The sequence below is a fragment of the Chloroflexota bacterium genome, assembly GCA_020850535.1.
In the GTDB taxonomy this organism is placed as follows: Bacteria; Chloroflexota; UBA6077; order UBA6077; family JACCZL01; genus JADZEM01.
This window is the reverse complement of sequence record JADZEM010000138.1, coordinates 1-19,084: the sequence shown is the minus strand read 5'-3', so window position 1 is coordinate 19,084 and position 19,084 is coordinate 1. Positions and strand designations below refer to the sequence as shown.

Genomic DNA, 19,084 nt, shown 5'->3' with positions numbered 1-19,084 from the left:
ACTCGCGCGCGCCGGCCGTCTGCACAGGGGGCGTTCGACCAGCTTCGGGCGGGTCAATCATCCAGAGTTGCCGCTGCTGCCCGGGCGCATCCGACCCTGTCACAGGACAGCCGACCGTCTCCGTAGGGGACGTTCGCACCTGCCCTCCTGCTGACGGATCTGTCACGATCTGAAGTGGAAGGCCGTCAGGCTGCCAACCGATGCGGGCCGTGGAATCCCCAGAGGCAGTACGAAAGTAGCTATCATGAAAATCCTCGCCATCGATCGCGATCCTGCGACGCTTGACGGCCTGACGGCTGCGCTCCAGTTCCACTGGCACGATGTGGTCGTCCTGACGGCCCCGGATGGCGAGCGCGGCGTGCAGATCTTCTTCGAGCACGATCCTGATGTGCTGCTGCTCGAACTGGCCCTCGGGGACTGCTCCGCATTCGACGTGCTGCGTCAGGTGCGCCGCGTCTCCGACGTGCCGATCATCGTGCTCTCGGCGCGGACGGACGACGCCGACCAGATCCGCGCCCTGGAGCTTGGCGCGGACGAGTATGTCCTGAAGCCGTGCAGCTACCTCGTCCTGATCGCCCGGATCAAAGCGATCCTGCGCCGCGCCGATCTGCTCCCGCCCGAGCGCGCCCTGCCCGACCTCGTGATCGGCGACCTGGTGTTCAACTTTCGGGATCGGCAGGTCAGCCTGGCGGGCGAGCCGATCAAGCTGACACCCGTCGAGTACAAGCTGCTCTATCACCTCGTCCGCAACGCCGGCCGGCTGATGCCCCACGAGGCCCTGCTGGATCGCGTCTGGGGCGCTGAGTACGGCCACACGCCGGACCATCTGAAGGTCTTCATCAGCCGGCTGCGCTCGAAGATCGAGCGGCCGGGCGGCCCCCACTACATCGAGACGGTGCGCGGCGTCGGCTACACGTTCATCCACGAGGATCACTGGCTGCACCCGAACGGCGTCACGCCGCCCTGCACCCTGGACGAGGCCTCGGTCATCGCGGACAGCGCCTGGAACCGCCGCCACTGAGGTCGCCTGTCAGCACACCACTCAAGGTCGCGTGCGCTCCATGCTTGCTCGGCTCACCAGTACGGTCCTGCCTCTCGGCATCAGCAGCCTGATCGTCTTGCAGCCACCAGCGAGACGAACCTGAGCGGACGAAGGGCACCGACAGCGACGCCGACGCCGGTCAACCCAATTGTGACGCTCGACTTGTGACGCTCGACTCGTCGGGCTATGTCGGCCTGTTCACTTCGCTGCAACTGAACGCCAGTGGCTATCCGGTCGTCAGCTACTACGACGCCACCAACGGCGACCTCAAGCTCATCATCTGCGGGGACGCCGCCTCCGCCCCTTCGGGCACATGGCGCCCAACCGGCGGTTGATGGCGTTTACCGCGGCAATTCGTCGAACATCATCAACCCCCGACGACGGGGCGTCAACGCAGGCATCTCCAGGGCGATCGCCTGCTGGTCTCGTCGTGCAGCCCCGACCGCTCGTTTGACGGCGTTTCGGGAACACCAATGACCATGCAGTCGCTCGGCGCCGACTGCCGGATCGTGTGGTGAGCTGCGCCCGACGTGCTAGCATGACTGCGCCGTCCCCAACGGCTGCGGACATCCTCTCGGCACGGAGCGCACGCCGGCATGGGCCTGATCGACCTTCTCAAGCAGCACGTCGGGATGGTCCCCAGCCCCGTCAGCGCACACACCAGGCAGTTGCACGCCCGCATCCAGGATGCTGAGGTCACCGTCAGCGTCTGCCCGTACTGCGCTGTCGGCTGCTCGCAACTGGTCTACACCAGAGACGGCCAGATCCTCGACATCGAGGGGAACGACGCCAGTCCGATCAACGGCGGCACCCTCTGCCCGAAGGGGGCCGCGACCTCCGGCCTGATCGCCAGCCCCCACCGGCTCAAGACCGTCAAGTACCGCGCGCCCTTCTCCGACCGCTGGGAGGAGCGCCCGCTGGCCTGGGCGATGGAGCGCATCGCGCAGCGGGTCAAGGAGACGCGCGACGCCACCTTCCAGCACCAGAACGCGGACGGCGTCACCGTCAACCGGACCACGGCTATCGGGCACCTGGGCGGCGCGACCCTCGACAACGAAGAGAACTACCTGATCAAGAAGCTGTTCACGGCTGGGCTGGGGATCGTCGCCGTCGAGAACCAGGCCCGCATATGACACAGCTCCACCGTGCCCGGTCTGGGCACCCGACTCGGGCGCGGCGGCGCGACCACCACCCTGAATGACCTTGCCAACAGCGACTGCATCGTCATCATGGGCTCGAACATGGCCGAGAACCACCCGGTCGGGTTCCGCTTCGTGATGCAGGCCAAGGAGCGCGGCGCGACGGTCATCCACATCGATCCGCGCTTCTCGCGCACCTCGGCCATGGCCGACCTGTTCGTGCCGATCCGGGCCGGCAGCGATCTCGTCTTCCTGGGCGCGCTGGTCAACTACGTGGTGACCCACGAGCGCTACTTCGACGAGTACGTCCGCCACTACACCAACGCCTCGGCCCTGATCGACGAGGGGTACGCCGACACCGAGGATCTCGGCGGCCTCTTCTCCGGCTTCGACACCGACGGCCAGCGCTACGATCCGTCCTCGTGGAACCAGCAGGCACACGCGGAGAACGGCAGCGCGCGCCATGCGGCCTCGCAGGACGCCCAGCCCCGCGAGGGCGCGCCGTCCGGCGGCTCGCCGCGGTCAACCCCCACCGACCCGACCCTGCAAGACCCCCGCTGCGTCTTCCAGATCGTCAAGCGGCACTTTGCGCGGTACACCCCGGAGATGGTCGAGCAGAGCTGCGGCGTCCCACAGGATCTCTTCCTGAAGGTCGCCGAGGCCGTCGCGCAAAACTCCGGGCGGGAGCGCACCACCGCGTTCTGCTACGCCGTCGCCTGGACCCAGCACACCACCGGCTCGCAGATGATCGCCTGCTGCGCCCTGCTCCAGTTGCTGCTCGGCAACATCGGGCGGCCGGGCGGCGGCATCATGGCGCTGCGCGGGCACTCCACCATCCAGGGTAGCACCGACATCCCGACCCTCTACAACCTGCTGCCCGGCTACATCCCGATGCCGACTGTCGCCTCGGAAGCGCACCATTCGCTCGACGGCTTCCTGGACGCCGAGAAGCTCGACACCGGCATCTGGTACGAGCTGCCGAAGTACATGGTCAGCCTGCTCAAAGCCTGGTACGGCGAGGCGGCCCAGCCCGACAACGACTTTGCCTACGACCTGCTCCCGAAGATCGACGCCGACCACTCGTTCCAGGCGATGCTGCTCCAGATGAAGGACGGCCTGATGCAGGGATTGTTCTGCATGGGCATGAACCCGGCCGTGGGCGGCCAGAACTCGGTGCTGGGGCGGCAGGCGCTGGCGAATCTCGACTGGCTGGTGGTCCGCGACATCCACGAGATCGAGACGGCCGCCTTCTGGTACGACGCGCCAGAGGTCCGCGAGGGCAAGGTCCGCCCCGCCGACATCAAGACCGAGATCTTCCTGATGCCGGTGGCCGTGGCCGCCGAGAAGGAAGGCTCGTTCACCAACACCCACCGGCTGGTGCAGTGGCACGACAAGGCCGTCGAGCCGCCCGCCGAGTGCCGTTCCGAAGCCGACTTCGTCTATCAGCTGGGCCGCCGGCTGCGCGAGCTGTACGCCGACGACAACAGCCCGGCCGGCCGCCAGATCCGCGCCATCACCTGGGAGTACCCGACCCACGGCCCGCTCGGCGAGATCGAGCTGGAAGCCGTCGTGCGGGAGATCAACGGCCACACGGTGGCGGATGGCGCGCTGGTGCCTGGCTACGCCGCCCTCAAAGATGACGGCTCGACGGCCTGCGGCTGCTGGATCTACTCGGGCATCATGCCGGAGCCGGGCAAGAACCTCGCGCGGAGCCGCCACGCCGAGGGCCGCGCCTTCCTCGATTGGGGCTTTGCGTGGCCCGGCAACCGTCGTATCCTCTACAACCGCTGCTCCGCCGATCCCGAGGGCCGCCCCTGGAGCGAGCGCAAGGCCTGGGTCTGGTGGGACGAAGCGCAAGGCCGCTGGACCGGCCACGATGAGCCAGACTTCCCGGCCACCAAACCGCCCGCCTACCAGCCGCCGCCCGACGCGAAGGGGCTGGCCGCTCACCCTGGCGATGCGCCGTTCGTGCGGATGGCCGATGGCCGGGGCGCGCTGTTCGTGATGGCCGGCCTCAAGGATGGCCCGCTGCCGACCCACTACGAGCCGTGGGAGTCGCCCGTCCGCAACGCGCTCTACCCCGGGCAGGAGCGCAGCCCGGTCGCCCCGGCCTTCGACCGCCCGGACAACCGCTACCACGAGCCGGCCGATCCGCGCTTCCCGTACGTCCTGACCACCTATCGCCTCACCGAGCACCACACGGCCGGTGGGATGAGTCGGTGGGTGCCCTGGCTGGCCGAGTTGCAGCCGGAGGGGTTCGCGGAGATCGGGACCGAGCTTGCGGCCAGCCTCGGCATCGACAACGGCGACTGGGTCGTGGTCTCGACCTTGCGTGGGGAGGTCGAGACGCGCGCCCTGGTGACGGATCGGCTGCGCCCGCTCACGGTGGACGGACGGACCCTCCACCAGATCGGGATGCCCTGGCACTTCGGGTATGGCGGGCTGGCGACGGGCGCTATCGCCAACGACCTGATCGCCCTGGTGGAAGACCCGAACTCCCGCATCCATGAGGCAAAATCGCTGACCTGCAACCTGCGCCCGGGCCGCCTGCGCCCCGGCCGTTCGCGCCCGACCGGAGCCCCATCCGCATGAGCCTGCTGCCGATCCCGCTGCTGCCGGGCGCTGTCCCGCCACAGGCTGATGCCGTCTCGACACATGGGCTGGTGCTCGGGGAGATCGGCACAACCGGCGCGCGCCCCGGCGCGACCGGCTTCCTGACCGACACCACGCTCTGCATCGGGTGCAAGGCGTGCGAGGTCGCCTGCAAGCAGTGGAACCAGTTGCCGATGGACAATTTCGGGTTCTCGGCCACCAGCTACGACAACACCCGCGACCTCGGCGCGACGACCTGGCGGCACGTGGCGTTCGTGGAGCAGATGGGGGGGCCGGTCGGGACCGATGGGATGCCTGGCGGCCACGCCGGGGGCGGCCTCACCAGCGGGGGTCACGCCCCCACCGAGCTGCCGCCCTTCCAGAGCCACTGGCTGATGCAGAGCGATGTCTGCAAGCACTGCGTCAACGCCGGCTGCATGGAGGCCTGCCCGACGGGCGCGATCATCCGCACCGAGCAGGACACCGTGCTCATCCAGCAGGACATCTGCAACGGTTGCGGCTACTGCGTGCCGTGCTGCCCGTTCGGCGTGCCGGAGCTGAGCCTCTTTGATGGCAAAGTCCACAAGTGCACGCTCTGCTACGACCGCACCAACGTCGGGCTGGAGCCGGCCTGCGCCAAAGCCTGCCCCACCGACAGCATCCAGTTCGGTCCCATCGAGACGCTGATGGCCCGCGCCCGCGAGCGCGTCGGCAGCCTTCGCGAGCGCGGCGCGAAGACGGCCTACATCTACGGCGACCGGGCGGTCGGCGGGACCGGCGGCATGGACGGCCTGAACGCCTTCTTCATCCTGACGGCCCCGCCGGAGACCTACAACCTGCCGGCCCGGCCGGAGCTGCCGCAGAGTCGGACGTTCCCGGCCTCGTGGTCCACTATCGGGGCGGCGCTGGCGCTCGGCGCGATGGCGATCTTCTCGCTGCGGGGGCGCTGAGGTGGCCGAGCACGGCCCCGGCGACGGGCGCGGCGCACACGATGGCGGACGCGGGCAGCAGGCGGACGGCGACGGCCTCACCGCGACCTACGAGCGACGCTGGGAGGTCCGCCGCAAGCGGGGCGGGCGCTCGGCCGGCGACGAGGCCCGCAACTCGTACTACGGCGTGCCGGTCATCCACAAGCCGCACTGGGAATGGCTGGTGGTCTGGTACTTTTTCCTGGGCGGCCTGACCAGCGGCAGCTACCTGGTGGCGACCATCGCCGAGTGGTTCGGCGGCGCCGGCGGCAAGCCCATCGCGCGGGCCGGCCGCTACGTCTCGTTCGCGGCGCTGCTGCCCTGCCCGATCCTCCTGATCCTCGACCTGGGCCGCCCCGAGCGCTTCCTGAACATGCTCCGGGTCTTCAAGTTCCGCTCACCGATGTCTGTCGGCGTCTGGGGTCTCCTCTCGTACAGCGCCTTCTCGATGCTCTCAACGCTGATGCAGGCCGCCAACGACGGGCTGATGCCTCGACGCTGGCTGTTCTCGCGGTTCCTGCGGGCGCACCCGGCCCGGCTGGTGGCGTTCGCGGGGCTGGGGTCGGCCTCCTTCCTGGGCGGCTACACCGGGGTGCTGCTGGGCGCCACGGCCGTCCCGCTCTGGGCGAAGAACGCGCTGCTGCTCGGGCCGCTCTTCCTCACGTCTGCCGTCAGCACCAGCACCGCCGCCATCGCCCTGGTGCTGGCCCTGACGCCGCGCGCCCCGCGTGAGAGCCTGCGCCGGCTGGAACGGTTGGACGCGCTGGCGCTGCTGGCCGAGCTGATCCTGGTGCTGGCCGTGCGGATCGTGCCCGGGCGGGTCATCGGGCGGCCGCTGACGGCAGGCCGAAACCTGTGGGTCTACCTGCTGGAGATCATCGGGCTGGGCATCCTGGCGCCGCTGGCCCTCCAGTGGCCGGCCCTGGCCCACGACGAGCTGCCATCGCGCAAGCGGACGATCCTGGCCTCGGCGCTGGTGCTGGCGGGCGGGTTCATGCTGCGTACGACGATGGTGTTCGGGGGCCGGCGCTCCGCCGACGACCCCGCCGCGACGTTCGCGCTTACGGCCAGCCGCACGTCGCCATCGACGTAGCCGCCGTCACGTTCAGGGCGCCGGCCGCTCTGTCACCGCAAGCGGAGTGGGCGCATGCGGCAGGCTCGGAGCAAGGCTTGCGCCAGGACCCCGTCATCCCGAGCGAAACGAGCTTGCGCCAGGAACTCGTCATCCCGAGCGAGACGAGCTTGCGAGTGAAGTCGAGGGATCTTCTCCGGTCGACTGAGCACCGAGGCTGAGGAAGATCCCTCCACTTCGCTCGTGCCTCGCCGCGGTCGGGATGACGGAGGGGTGGTCGTGCCTCGCCGCGGTCGGGATGACGTGGAGGACGTTCGTGCCTCGCGTAGCTAGCCCTGAGCTTGCCGAATGGGGTCCGGATAACATCCCGCCCTTTCACCATGGTGCTGCACTCCCGCGGAGTCAGGGCACGTTCCTGGGGGATCGACTGTCACGCTCGCAGGCGGCGGGCATCCCGTTCGGCTCCCGCCGGCCGTTTTTCTCGCCATGAGGGCGGCTGCCACGTGGCGGCTCACTGGAGGAGAGACGTCGATGCGACGTCCAGCACGGAACGCACCCCGCCGCCTCGTGCCCGCGCGTGCGGCGCGCCAGCCGCCCGCGCACACGCCGCAGCCGCTCGCTGCGCCCCGTCCGCCCCTCTCGGCGGCCGTCGCGGCACAGGTCTCTGAGCTGCTGCAGGCTGCTGTTGGCGGCCACCAGGCCGGCCAGCTCGTCGAGGCCGAGGCGCTGTACCGGCAGGTGCTGGCGCTGGACGAGGAGCAGCCAGACGCACTGCATCTGCTCGGCGTGCTGGCGTTGCAGGTCGGGCAGCCGGCCGCCGCCGTCCCGCTGATCGAGCGCGCCATTGCCCACCGTCCGAACGCGCCGACGTTCCGCCTGAACCTCGGGAACGCGCTGCTGGCGCTCGGGCAGACCGAGCCGGCCGTGGCGGCGTACCGGCGGGCGGCCCAGCTCCAGCCAGACAGCCCGGACGCCCACTACAACCTGGGCAACGCCCTGATCCAGCAGGGCGAGAACGCGGCCGGGCTGGTCGCACTGCGCCGCGCCATTCAGCTGCGGCCCGAGCACGCTGACGCCCACTACAACCTGGGCAACGCCCTCCGCACCGAGGGCCACGCCGAGGAAGCCATCGTCGCGTACCTCGCCACGATTCGCCTGCGGCCGGACTTCGCCGACGCACAGGGGAACCTCGGCATCCTCCTGCACGAGATGGATCGCCTGCAGGACGCCCGCCCCTACTTCGAGCGGGCGCTGGCCTTGCAGCCAGACCACCGGGCGGCCCTGCGCGGGCTGGCCGGCCTCGAGCAGGGACAGGGGCAGTATCGGGCGGCGGCCGGGCTGCTGGCACGCCTGGCGGCGGTCGAGCCAGAGGATGTACGCGTCCACGATCACCTCGCGCGCTGCTGGCTGGCGGCCGGCGAGCCGCTCACGGCGCTGTCGGCTGTCGTGGGCGGGCTGGAGCGGTTCCCAGAGGACCGCGAGCTGCGGCACCGGCTGGTCGAGGCGTTGCAGGACATGGCCGCGCCGCTCGATGGGCGGACTGCCGAGATCGTGCGGGCCGGGCTGCTGCGCGCCGTCCGCGATGACCGCTTCCCGATCCAGGAGCTGGCGACGCCCATCGGGCGGCTGATCGTCGGCGCGCCGGAGTTCCCGGACCTGCTCGCAGCCGTCAGGCAGGGTATCGATCCGCTGGCGGCCGGGCTGCCGCTCCCACCGGCCCTGACCGACGAGCCGATGGTGCTGGCGGCCTTGCCGCGCGTGGTCTTCTGCCTGCCGGAGGTCGAGCGGGTGCTGACGGCGCTCCGCCGCTCGGTGCTGCTCCGGGCGACGGACCCAGACGGGGACCGTTCCCTGCCCCTGCCGTACCCGTTCCTCTGCGCGCTGGCTGGGGCCGCCTTCCTGACCGAGTACGCCTGGCTGGTGGAAGAGGACGAGGCCAGCCGCCTCGACGCCCTCGCCGACGGGCTGGCCGCCCTGCTGGCCGATCCCGCCGCCGACCTCGCGTCCGCGGAGGGCCGCCTGCTGCTGGTGGGGATGTATCGGCGGATCGGCGCGCTGCCGGGCGCGGACCGGCTGTCGGTGCTGCCGGACGCCTGCTGGAGCGAGCCGTTCCGCGCCGTCCTGCGGGAGCAGGTGCGCGAGCCGCTCAGCGAGGCCCGGCTGGCTGCCCAGCTGCCCAGTCTGACGCCCATCGCGGAGGGCGTCTCGCAGGCGGTCCAGGCGATGTACGAAGAGAACCCGTATCCACGCTGGCGGGCCGCGCGCTTCCGGGCCATCGAGCCGCTGGCCGTGCGCTTCCGGGCGCTCTGCCCTGGCGAGCCGGTCCCGGCCTGGCCGACGCCGCTGCCGGTCCTGGTGGCCGGGGCCGGCACAGGCCAGCACCCGATCCAGACGGCGCTGCGCCTGCCCGAGGCCGACGTGCTGGCCGTCGATCTGAGCCGCACGAGCCTGGGCTACGGGGCGCGGATGGCGGCCCAGATGGCCGTGCCGAACCTCCGTCTGGCCCATGCCGACATCCTGGCGCTCGGCGTGCTGGAGGGGCGGTTCGCGCTGATCGAGTGCGCTGGCGTGCTTCACCACCTGGCCGATCCGATGGCCGGCTGGCGGGTGCTGCGCCGGCTGCTGCGCCCGGATGGGCTGATGAGCATCGCACTGTACAGCGAGCGGGCGCGGGCGGGCATCGTGGCGGCGCGCGCGCTGCTGGCCGAGCAGGCCATCCCGTCCACGGCAGACGGCATCCGCGCCGCCCGCCGCCAGATCGTCGAGCTGCCGCCGGAGCACCCGGCCGCACGGCTGACCGGCTTCTGGGACTTCTACTCCCAGAGCGGCTTCCGTGACCTGGCGATGCACGTCCAGGAACACCGCTTCACCGTGCCGCGGATCGGGGCCTGCCTGGAGGAGCTGGGTCTCCAGTTTCTCGGGTTCGACGTGACGCGCGAGGTCCGCGAGCGGTTCCAGGCGCGGTTCCCGCAGCCGGGCGCGCTGCTGGATCTGGCCGCGTGGGACCAGTTCGAGGCCGAGCAGCCGGGCACGTTCTCGGCGATGTACCAGTTCTGGTGCCGCCCGAGGTAGACGGCGCGCCCCCGCGCTAGGCACCAGCCGGTTGCAGGCTGAAGTACAGCTCGTTCGCGTTCTCCCCGATGATCCGGTCCAGGTCTGCTGCCGGGATGAACGCGCAGTGCCGCGTCAGGTAGGTGAGCGTCTGGCGGTAGGTGCAGCTCCGCTCGACGTTCGGCATGTCCGAGCCCCAGAGCAGCTTGCTCGCGCCGAGCCGCTCGTACAGCTCGCGGATGATCGGCTGGGCCTCGGCGTAGGGGTACTCCCAGGTGGCGCCGTACAGCAGCGGGAAGAGCAGCTCCAGCGTGACGTTCGGCTCGCGGAGCAGCGCCACGATCTCGTCGGGGATTCTGCCGCCGTCGGCCATGCCGTGGGCGGGGATGCCGTGTGTCAGGACGTGGCGAATCCGCGGGAACTGGCGAGCCAGCCGGTGCAGCCGCTCGACCTCGCCCAGGTAGGCGGCCAGCGTCCGCCGCTGCACGAAGCGAATGTCCCAGAGCACGGGAATGCCGAGCGTCTGGACGGCCTCCCAGAACGGCACGTACGGGGCGGCCCCGAAGTCTGCTCCCTGCGCGCCAGACCAGAAGCGGTCGTTGTCCATGTAGAGCGCCGTCAGGCCAAGCTCGCGGACGCAGCGCTGGAGATGGCGGATCTCGCTCTCACGCTCCAGATGGCTCTCGTCCACGCAGAGGCAGCCTCGCAGCTTGTCGGGATGCCGCCGCACGATCTCGGCGAGCCACTCGTCGATGAGCCCGTAGAGGTAGCCGCGCTGCAACAGAGCGCGGTCCACCCCCAGGTACTGCATCTGGGCCAGGGCGCGCTCGGGGCTGGCCTCGTTGCCCTCCAGGTGGGGCGGCAGCCACTGCATGTAGTAGGGGACGCCGTCCTTCTCCCACTCGAAGCGGCCGTGCGTGCTGACGTGGAAGCCGACGTCCAGCAGCCCCTCGTAGCCGGGCGTCTTGCCGTCCCAGAGGGTCGGCTCGGTCACCAGCACGTTGTCAGCTACGCGCCGAGCGCCCTGGTTGTGCGTCGTGAAGTGGCGCTGGAGCAGGCGGGTATGCTCCTCAGCGGACGGGAAGCCGGATGCGCCGCCCAGGTACGGAAAGACGTGGTGGTGACCGTCGACGATCATCGAGAGGCTCCGATGCGGGACTGCGTGGGCGCATCGTAGCAGGCGGGCAGCGAATAGCGAGCGACGCGTGCCCTCACGCTGTCAGCCTGAGCAAAGTGAGCCTGCGAACGCAACGAAGGATCTCACCCGGGGTTCTTGCTGCAGTACGTCGTCAAACGCCATCAAGCCCCGACGAGGTTGCACGACATGTCCAACGTGCAATTGCCTGCGAGAAGAGAAGGCTTGCCTTCCGGCGGCACGAGGCGTACCGTACACTGTGAGATGTCGATGTCTGCATCACCGCCGCCACCTCCCGCCGCAACGCCGTCGGCCGTCGACGGACAGGCAGCCTCGCAGCCCGAGGCCGTCCGCCCGGGGCCGGATCGTTTCCTGGTCGGCATCGTGGTGGGGGCCGTCCTGCTGATCGTGGCCGGGCTGGTCGTCGGGGTGCTGTTGCGAACGCCGAGGACAGCCCCGCCAGCAGACCCGGCCAGCGTGGCGGGCGTGGTGCAGGCCCACATCGAGGCGGTCCGCACCAACGATACCGAGAAGGCTCGCAGCTACCTGACCCGTGAGGCGCGCGCGCAGGCTGAGGCGCGCGAGCGGCAGAACCCGACCACCTATCGCCCGACCTACGACAACAGCGTCCGCATCATCGTCGAAGCGACGGAACAGACCGAGACGACGGCTGAAGCCAGGATCACGGTGAGCCGGTTCTACGCCCGCTCGGACCCGTTCTCCTCCTCGACCTCGCACCGGACCTACACGGTCAAGCTGATCCGTGAGGACGGTCAGTGGCGGCTGACGCAGCCGGTCGATTCGTACATGCTGACGTAGCGCTCTGCCGTGATTGTTGCGCGTCGGGTCTACCTGTACGGGATCGCGTTTGCAGCCCTCTGGATGCTGGCTGGCGGGCTGGCTGGCCTGCTGGAGATCCTCCTCACCGTTCTGGCTGAGCGGTTCGTCGGGCCGATCCAGACGGTCGCCCAGGGGTCGTTCGCCAGCGAGGTCAGCTACTCGGGGGCGCTGATCGGCATCGGGCTGCTGGTCTGGCTGATCCACTGGGGGCTGGCGCTGCGGATCACCGCGCGCGACGAGATCCCGGAGCGGCGGTCTGGCATCCGCAAGCTGTACCTGTACGCGGTGCTGCTGGTGGGCGGCGTGGTGCTGGTGTACCAGGGCCGCGGTCTGCTGATCGACGTGCTGCGCCAACTGTTCGGCGTGGACTCGGCCAGCGATCTGCTGACCGGCAGCGTCCTGCCGCAACTGTCGAGGGTGCTGACCATCGGCGTGCTCTGGGCGTACCACGCGAAGATCGCCCGGGACGATGCGCGCATCGTCCCGGAAGCCGGGGCCGGTGCGACGCTCCGCCGCTGGTGCGTCTACGTGCTGGCGACCATCGGCCTGCTGCTGCTGATCGTCGGGACCGTTGATCTGCTCCAGACGCTGTTCGATCGCCTCGCGCCGACCGGTGGGCAGGTGATCGCGGCGGGCCAGTGGCAGGCGCTCGGGATGGCGGGCCAGCTCAGCTCGACGACTGTCGGGCTGGGCGTCTGGCTGGCAGCCTGGGTCTGGAGCACGCGGCTGTTCTACTGGGCGGGCGGTCCCGCCCCCGAGCGAGACTCGGTGCTGCGGAAGGTCTACCTGTACGGCGTCCTGCTGATGGCCGTGAGCTGGACGGTCTGGAACCTGGGCCAGATGCTGTACGTGGCGCTACGCTCGGCCTTGATCCCAGCGGAGGCCGGCGACCTGTGGGGATCGATCCAGGACGACCTCGGCGAGAGCATCGCGAACCTGCTGGTGTTCGGGGTGGTCTGGGCGTACCACGCCGCGGTGCTCCGGCGCGAGGCGGCGGCGGCCACGGAGGTCGGGCGGCAGGCGTCGATCCGCTGGATCTACGGGTATATCGTGGCGCTGGTGGGCAGCGCCACGCTGGCCGGCGGGCTGATCGGGCTGCTGATGACGGTGCTGGATCTCATCGTGCAGCCGAACAGCGAGCCGTTCATGCCGTACTGGTGGCAGCGGCAGGTCAGCCTGTACGCCACGCTGGCGCTGGTGGGCCTGCCGGTCTGGCTGATCCCCTGGCGGCGGTTGCAGAGCGAGGTCGTGGCGTCGGTGGCGCGGCGGTCGCTGGTGCGGCGGATCTACCTGTTTGTAGCGTTGGCTTCAACGGTGCTGACGCTGCTGGGCGCCTGCGTCTTCGTGGTGTACCAGGTGCTCCGGGCGATCCTCGGCGAATCGTGGACGGCGAGCAACACCAGCGATGTGCTGCATGCTGGCAGCGCGGCGGCGGTGGCGGGCCTGTTCCTGGCGTACCATCTCCAGGTCTTCCGTCGCGATGCCGCCCTGGCCGAGCAGGACGCCGCCGCTACGCCGGCCACGGTCACACCCGCTGCGTCGCTGGTGACGCTGCTGGTGATTCGGGCGGGCAGCGCCGACGAGGCCGAGCAGCTACGGAACGCGGTGACAAGGTTACTGCCGAACGGCACGGCGATCCAGACGGTCAGGATGCCGCCCGACGAGGCCGACCGGCTGCTCTCAGGGACGTAGTCTTCACTCCCGCCCGCGATGCCTACAGCCGTCAGCTAAAGTCGACGCGCCAGATATGGACGGCACGTTGGGCCAGCACCTGCTGGCGGCGTTCGAGGATCGGCAACGTCCACTCCTCGGGAGCCATCTCGGGGATGGCCTGCGTGAGTACGTAGCGGCTCGCCGGATAGGTGGCCACCTTCTCCGCGTACGAGGCGTTGCCGAGGCGTCGATTGCTGGTGGCTTCGAGCAACGTCAGATTCCCGAGCCGGTAGACGGCAGCTTCCCACGACCTCGGTGGGAACGCCTCACCCCAGGAATCGGTTGGATGCTCGGGCAGGATGTACTCGACGGTCCCCGGATCGGTGTCCGGATCAATAGCGCGGCCCGAGGCATCCGCTTCAAGCTCGGCCAGGATGTACCTGGCCAGGCGCTTACTTTGCCCACTGGTCCGCACGACCAAAGTCCGCATGGCCTCACGAAACGCACTGTCGTTGACGTAGATGGACTCAAGGTGGCGAAACACCTCGGCCGGTGTCCGTGCTGTGCCGTTAAGAATTGCCTGGGAGGCAGCGTGGTACGCTGGCTCCAGCGCATTCGGATTGAGCTCGCTCACCACCGAGTAGCGGAACGAGATCACGCTGACGAGCCGCAGGACCCGCTCGAAGACGGTCGGACTGAGTCGCTCGCGCGCGACGAACAGGAGCGGCGTCATCTGGCTGACCCGGAACAGCACCAGCGCGCGGATGTGCGGGCGGCAGGCCGGTGCGTCGATCCAGTACTCGTGGTTCGGGTCAGACAGGGCAGCGAACAGCTCGGCGCGAGCCTCGAGCGCCTCCATAAGTGCGAAGACGTCCTGCGGTGACCGCACGCAGTCGCGGATGAGCTTGAACAGGCGTGTACGACGCACTTGTGGATGCAGCGTCTGCATGTGGAAGTGCAAGAATTCCGAGAACCTCTCCTGCTGAACCGTTGCGATCAGCGCTAGCCACCGACGATGCAGCGCTTCAAGATCGGCAGTGACCTTCACCCGCGAAAAGAGGTAATTCTTCAAGAGGTCGGTTGCTGACAACTCCAACCCACGCGCGTTCAGCGTCTCGAACACAGTGTAGGCGTTCAGCTCATCCTCGACGGTGATCAGGATGAACATGAGCTGCCGCCCGACCGCCTCCGAGAGAAGCCCGGCCAGCTGCTCACCGTCATCAAGCGACGGATCGGCTTCGATGCAGCGCTTGAAGTAGCGGAAGCAGTCCCAGAGGAGCCGGTTGGAGCGTTCCAGCCCGCGTGGGTTCAGGGGCGCCCTGATCTGGACGAGGTAATCCTGGTAGAAGGCGTTGTCCGTCTGGTTCAGCGAAAGCTTACTGCTCTCGATCAGCGAGGCCGGATCCTTCTCGCCAATGAACCGCGAGCGCAGCGCCCGGGCCCGCTCGGCGTTGCGGTCAACCTCGTCACCACTCGCGCCGAGACCACCGAGACGGTCGATAGCCGCCAGCGCCAGGAGACTGAGGGTTGCCAGCCGCTGCTGACCGTCGATGATCTCGAACTCGCGATCAGACCGAGCCTCCACGACGAGTGCGCCCATATAGTGGCTTTCGTCGCGGTCCTGGCGCAGTGTCTGCACGTCGTTCCAGAGATCCTCCCACTGCTCCTCCTGCCAGGAGTAGTCGCGCTGATAAGCGGGCACGTGAAATGTCCGCCCGTTGCCGACCAGTTCCAGGAAGTTGACCGTGCGCGTGTTCAGGAGGTTGGTGCGTGCCATCAGCCTGCTTCGTCGTACCTTCTGGGGAGGCATACCCGGTGGGTCGTGCGGTCGCTCGATCAGTCGCCCTCGGCCGGGATGTTCTCCTTTGGGGGGCGGAGGTGGCGCAGCAGCTCGGCGTCGCGCTTCGCGAGGGCGGCTGCCGCCTGAGCGGGGGACCACTCGTAGAATCCCTTCCCCGTCTTGAAGCCCAGATCTCCGCGCTGCACCCGATCCACCAGGGCCGTGTGCGCCTCCTGCTGGGCGCTGATCAGCGGATACAGGTAGTTGGTAATGGCGTACCAGACATCCAGCCCGGCCATATCGGAGATGGTGAACGGCCCGAACGCCGCCAGCCGCCGCCCGAACCCGAGGCTGACCACCGCGTCCAGGTCTTCCATCGAGCAGACGCCGTCTTCCACCAGCGCCAGCGCCTCGCGGAGCAGCGCCGACTGCAGCCGGTTGGCGATGAAGCCGGGCACTTCCTTGTTCAGGACGGCCGGCGTCTTGCCGGCCTCGCGCAGCAGCCGGGTGGCCGTCTCGACCGTCTCGGGGGCGGTCTGCGGCCCCATCACGACCTCGACCACGGGGATCAGGTGGCCGGGGTTGAAGTAGTGGACGACGAGCACCCGCTCGGGGCGCTTCGTGGGGGCGGCCAGCGCGGAGGGCATCAGGCTCGACGTGTTGCTGGCGAGGATCGCGTCCGGTCTGGTGATGGCGTCAAGCTCCGCGTAGAGGGCCTGCTTGACGGCGAGGTCTTCGACGATCGCCTCGGCCACGTAGTCGGCCTGGGCCACGGCCTCGCCAAGGTCGGCCGTCGCCGTCATCCGCCCGACTGCCAGGTTCAGCTCGTTCGCCGAGATGACCTCGCCTTCCACCAGCGCCTGCCCGATCTCCCGGGCGCGCCGCGTGATGGACTCCACCCGGTCAGGATCGTTGTCGTAGATCGTGACCGAGAAGCCGGCCCGCGCCCAATCCAGGCCTATCGAGGTGCCCATCAGGCCCGCGCCGATCACGGCGATCTGCGCCCGCCGGTCGCTCATCATCTGCCTCCCACGCTGGTACCGCATGATCGTAGCAGGCGGGCAGCCCGAGCCGGCTCCGCACGAGGATGGTGTGCTCGCCGGTGACATTGTCGCGAGCGGCGTCCCATCCATCCTGACGGCGATCCATGCGGATGGCCGTCAGAGCGCCTTGAGCAGCGGCACGAGGCTGTACTTGCGGCGGTGCCGTTCGAGGAGGCTCGCGAGGTACGCGCGCCATTCCGCCTCGCGACCGCTCTCCAGGTAGGCGTCACGCGCCCTGGCCAGCCACCGCGCGGCGCTGCCGTAGTACTGGGACTTGCCCTCGTCCATGATACTCTCGGCTTGCTTGCGCGAAGCTTTGATGACCCAGTCAGGGTGCGTTGCGCTGGCCGCGTCGGCGACCAGCTCGACCAGACGGTGTGTGGCGCCGCCGTCGACCGCGGCGATGGCGTCGTCGATCAATCCTTCGTGCAGGAAGATCTCGACTGGCCCCTGGGGGTAGTACGAGCGTCGCGTCCGCAGCCGGTCCAGCAGCCGGGGCCGCAGATCATCCCAGGCCGGCCCGGCCAGCTCTTGCACTTTCAGATAGGTGTCGAGGCTCAGCGCGTCCCTGAACGCGATCTCTGCTGCTGCGAGCGCCCGCTCAGTCTGGCCCAGTTCGACCGCCCGATCTCGCAGCCAGGACGCCAGCGCCGCCTTGGGACCGTCGAGAGTCAGGCCAAGCTCCGCGCTCTCGACGGCGCGGGCCGTGTCGCCACGGTCCCACAACGCCAGCGCCAGGTCGTGAGCCGCCGTCGCCGTCGTGAGGTGGGCGCGCGCGGAGGCGAGCGCCTCCTCACCTCGTCCAAGCTGTGCCAGCATGATGGCGTACCGACGCCGTTGGTCAGCGGCCCTCGCGAGGTTGAGATACTCCTCGTGGCAGCCTTGCCGTTCGAGGACGTTCAGGTAGGCGTCGAGCAGTTCTTCGGACCACGTTGGGACACTGGCGTTCGCATCTGCCCCATCCTCGTCCGGGGCCTCGGCCTCGCCACGCAGTGCTCGGTGGATACGGGGATCGTCCCAGCCCCGGCGTGCGGCAACGAGCGCCGCGTCGAAGTGGCCATCGAGTCCGTAGTCCGAGAGCTCCTCCAGCCATGGTTCGAACTTCTGGGTCCGGGTCTGCCGTTCCTGCGGCGTCAACTCGGCCGTGAGCAGCGCCTCGGCCCAGAGCGTGCCAAGATCTTCGAAGAACAGGGAGGACGCGCCATCAGAATCGTCAAGCTCGTCCCAGACTTGGAAGAACTCCTCGGTCAACATGTCGAGCACGGCGAGCGCCGCACGGCCGTCGCCGGCCGCAAGGAGCTGCTGTGCCTGCTCGACGGCCTCCGCAAGTTCGGAGGTGACGTCGCCGACGTTGGTGTGTCCGCGCCGTGCTCCCCGGCCGGATTGAACCTGCGCCAGTCTCAGCCGCGCCTCACGGCGCAGCGCGCTCACGTTAACGACGGGTGGCGAGGGCGGGGCCAGCGGGGCCGGCTGGGCAAGGGTGGGGGTGGCGGCAGGAGACGGCACGGTCGGCGTGGCGTCCAATGCTGCCGCCAGAACCAGTCGCGCCTGCTCCTCGACGGACTCGATGAGCGCGGGTTCGTCCTCCACCAGTTGCAAGACGAGCATACCCCATCAGAAACCAGGAAGCCGCCCTACCTGGGCGGCCTGCGCAACTGCCTGAGCGTGGTGCCCCCAAGGGGATTCGAACCCCTGATCTCCGCCTTGAAAGGGCGGCGTCCTAGGCCTCTAGACGATGAGGGCAGCGTGTGCGAGAGAAGGGTACCATGTGGGCCGCCGTGGCTGCCGCCTGCTGCAGCAGAGGCCCAGGGCGATTGCATGTTGGGTGTGTCGTGCCGCCGCGTCGGGGCTTGAAAGCCCCGCCTACGATCCTGCAGTCGCTGCGCGACGCGCCAGTGCCTGCCGTTCCCGACGGCCGTCGCGCAGCGACGGAATGACTGTAGGCGGGGGTTTCAACCCCCGACCGCCCGTTCCATGATGCTTCAGGGACACCAATGAACATGCAATCGCCCTGAGCAGAGGACGCACGAAAAAGAGCCGAGGTCCATGACCTCGGCTCCGTTGGTAGCGGGAGTTGGATTCGAACCAACGACCTTCGGGTTATGAGCCCGACGAGCTACCACTGCTCCATCCCGCGTCGCGTACCGCAATGGTACCGGATTCGACAGAAGAGCGTCAAGGCAGGCCCTGGCACCGACCTATTGTCCCACGCAGTTGCCCACGCAGTATCGTCGGCGCTGGAGCGTTTCACGACCGTGTTCGGGAAGGGAACGGGTGGGACCACTCCGCCAGCGCCACCAGGGCCAGCCTTGGCGTCGTCAAGCCGTGTTCGGCCTCGCGCACCCAGCGGCCCGACGCTGATGGTCGAGACGATGCGCACGCGAGGACGAGCGAGCTGACGATGGGGGGAAGAGCGAGAGGCGATCCTGTCGGCCGTGCGTCGTGCATGAGGGAGGCGATGAGCCCTCGGCCATTAGTACGGCTTCGCTGAACCCCTTGCAGGGCGTACACGCGCCGCCTATCAACCAGCTAGTCTTGCTGGGGCCTTACTCAGTTGACCTGATGGGGACCCTCATCTTCAGGCGAGCTTCCCGCTTAGATGCTTTCAGCGGTTATCCCTGCCGGACGTCGGCTACCCAGCGGTGCCCCTGGCGGGACAACTGGTACACCGGAGGTCCGTCCGTCCCGGTCCTCTCGTACTAGGGACGGCTCCTGTCAAGATCCCTGCGCCCACGACGGATAGAGACCGAACTGTCTCACGACGTTCTG

At 68.9% G+C, this 19,084-nt stretch carries 12 protein-coding genes, 2 tRNA genes and 2 rRNA genes; 8 read left to right on the top strand and 8 right to left on the bottom strand.

The window, feature by feature from the left end; all coding sequences use genetic code 11:
- Nucleotides 1-244: 244 nt before the first annotated feature.
- From IT306_20730 to IT306_20705, 6 genes are all read left to right on the top strand, one after another.
- A complete protein-coding gene (locus tag IT306_20730) occupies nucleotides 245-1,021 on the top strand; it encodes a response regulator transcription factor (GenBank protein ID MCC7370851.1) in 777 nt (258 codons plus the stop codon).
- 185 nt (nucleotides 1,022-1,206) lie between these two features.
- Nucleotides 1,207-1,377 (top strand): hypothetical protein, encoded by a 171-nt coding sequence (locus IT306_20725; GenBank protein ID MCC7370850.1) that lies wholly within the window; start codon nucleotides 1,207-1,209, stop codon nucleotides 1,375-1,377.
- 261 nt (nucleotides 1,378-1,638) lie between these two features.
- The gene (locus IT306_20720) at nucleotides 1,639-4,773 is read left to right on the top strand and encodes a molybdopterin-dependent oxidoreductase (GenBank protein MCC7370849.1); all 3,135 of its coding nucleotides are present in this window, start codon (nucleotides 1,639-1,641) and stop codon (nucleotides 4,771-4,773) included.
- The gene (locus IT306_20715) at nucleotides 4,770-5,723 is read left to right on the top strand and encodes a 4Fe-4S dicluster domain-containing protein (protein MCC7370848.1); all 954 of its coding nucleotides are present in this window, start codon (nucleotides 4,770-4,772) and stop codon (nucleotides 5,721-5,723) included. The genes IT306_20720 and IT306_20715 overlap by 4 nt, the downstream gene beginning before the upstream one ends.
- 1 nt (nucleotide 5,724) lies before the next feature.
- Complete coding sequence (gene nrfD, locus IT306_20710) at nucleotides 5,725-6,834, top strand: polysulfide reductase NrfD (GenBank protein ID MCC7370847.1); 1,110 nt, start codon at nucleotides 5,725-5,727, stop codon at nucleotides 6,832-6,834.
- Nucleotides 6,835-7,344: 510 nt separating this feature from the next.
- Nucleotides 7,345-9,885, top strand: a complete 2,541-nt coding sequence (locus tag IT306_20705) for a tetratricopeptide repeat protein (GenBank protein ID MCC7370846.1) — start codon at nucleotides 7,345-7,347, stop codon at nucleotides 9,883-9,885.
- 16 nt (nucleotides 9,886-9,901) lie between these two features.
- Here the strand turns inward: IT306_20705 and IT306_20700 are convergent, their stop codons facing one another.
- The gene (locus tag IT306_20700; protein MCC7370845.1) at nucleotides 9,902-11,002 is read right to left on the bottom strand and encodes an amidohydrolase; all 1,101 of its coding nucleotides are present in this window, start codon (nucleotides 11,000-11,002) and stop codon (nucleotides 9,902-9,904) included.
- A gap of 267 nt (nucleotides 11,003-11,269) precedes the next feature.
- Here IT306_20700 and IT306_20695 point away from each other — a divergent pair, with 267 nt between their 5' ends.
- On the top strand, nucleotides 11,270-11,818 hold the full coding sequence (locus IT306_20695; GenBank protein ID MCC7370844.1) for a hypothetical protein: 549 nt from the start codon (nucleotides 11,270-11,272) through the stop codon (nucleotides 11,816-11,818).
- A gap of 9 nt (nucleotides 11,819-11,827) precedes the next feature.
- The gene (locus IT306_20690) at nucleotides 11,828-13,531 is read left to right on the top strand and encodes a hypothetical protein (protein ID MCC7370843.1); all 1,704 of its coding nucleotides are present in this window, start codon (nucleotides 11,828-11,830) and stop codon (nucleotides 13,529-13,531) included.
- 31 nt (nucleotides 13,532-13,562) lie between these two features.
- Here IT306_20690 and IT306_20685 read toward each other — a convergent pair whose 3' ends face one another.
- The 7 genes from IT306_20685 to IT306_20655 form a co-directional block, all read right to left on the bottom strand.
- Nucleotides 13,563-15,269 (bottom strand): DUF262 domain-containing protein, encoded by a 1,707-nt coding sequence (locus IT306_20685; GenBank protein MCC7370842.1) that lies wholly within the window; start codon nucleotides 15,267-15,269, stop codon nucleotides 13,563-13,565.
- Between the two features lie 59 nt (nucleotides 15,270-15,328).
- Nucleotides 15,329-16,294: a 3-hydroxyacyl-CoA dehydrogenase family protein gene (locus IT306_20680; GenBank protein MCC7370841.1), complete on the bottom strand. Its 966-nt coding sequence runs from the start codon at nucleotides 16,292-16,294 to the stop codon at nucleotides 15,329-15,331.
- Between the two features lie 138 nt (nucleotides 16,295-16,432).
- Nucleotides 16,433-17,923: a hypothetical protein gene (locus tag IT306_20675; protein MCC7370840.1), complete on the bottom strand. Its 1,491-nt coding sequence runs from the start codon at nucleotides 17,921-17,923 to the stop codon at nucleotides 16,433-16,435.
- Between the two features lie 58 nt (nucleotides 17,924-17,981).
- Nucleotides 17,982-18,058: transfer RNA gene (locus IT306_20670), tRNA-Glu, on the bottom strand.
- A 319-nt stretch (nucleotides 18,059-18,377) separates the two neighbouring features.
- Nucleotides 18,378-18,452, bottom strand: a tRNA-Met gene (locus IT306_20665).
- 48 nt (nucleotides 18,453-18,500) lie between these two features.
- Nucleotides 18,501-18,617, bottom strand: a 5S ribosomal RNA gene (gene rrf, locus IT306_20660).
- A 152-nt stretch (nucleotides 18,618-18,769) separates the two neighbouring features.
- A 23S ribosomal RNA gene (locus tag IT306_20655) occupies nucleotides 18,770-19,084 on the bottom strand; the annotation flags it as partial.

Bases quoted from the DNA above. Each gene is read 5' to 3' on its own strand.
- IT306_20730 (MCC7370851.1), top strand. From the start codon at position 245: ATGAAAATCCTCGCCATCGATCGCGATCCTGCGACGCTTGACGGCCTG.
- IT306_20715 (MCC7370848.1), top strand. From the start codon at position 4,770: ATGAGCCTGCTGCCGATCCCGCTGCTGCCGGGCGCTGTCCCGCCACAG.
- IT306_20705 (MCC7370846.1), top strand. From the start codon at position 7,345: ATGCGACGTCCAGCACGGAACGCACCCCGCCGCCTCGTGCCCGCGCGT.
- IT306_20700 (MCC7370845.1), bottom strand. From the start codon at position 11,002: ATGATCGTCGACGGTCACCACCACGTCTTTCCGTACCTGGGCGGCGCA.
- IT306_20695 (MCC7370844.1), top strand. From the start codon at position 11,270: ATGTCTGCATCACCGCCGCCACCTCCCGCCGCAACGCCGTCGGCCGTC.
- IT306_20685 (MCC7370842.1), bottom strand. From the start codon at position 15,269: ATGGCACGCACCAACCTCCTGAACACGCGCACGGTCAACTTCCTGGAA.
- IT306_20680 (MCC7370841.1), bottom strand. From the start codon at position 16,294: ATGATGAGCGACCGGCGGGCGCAGATCGCCGTGATCGGCGCGGGCCTG.
- IT306_20675 (MCC7370840.1), bottom strand. From the start codon at position 17,923: ATGCTCGTCTTGCAACTGGTGGAGGACGAACCCGCGCTCATCGAGTCC.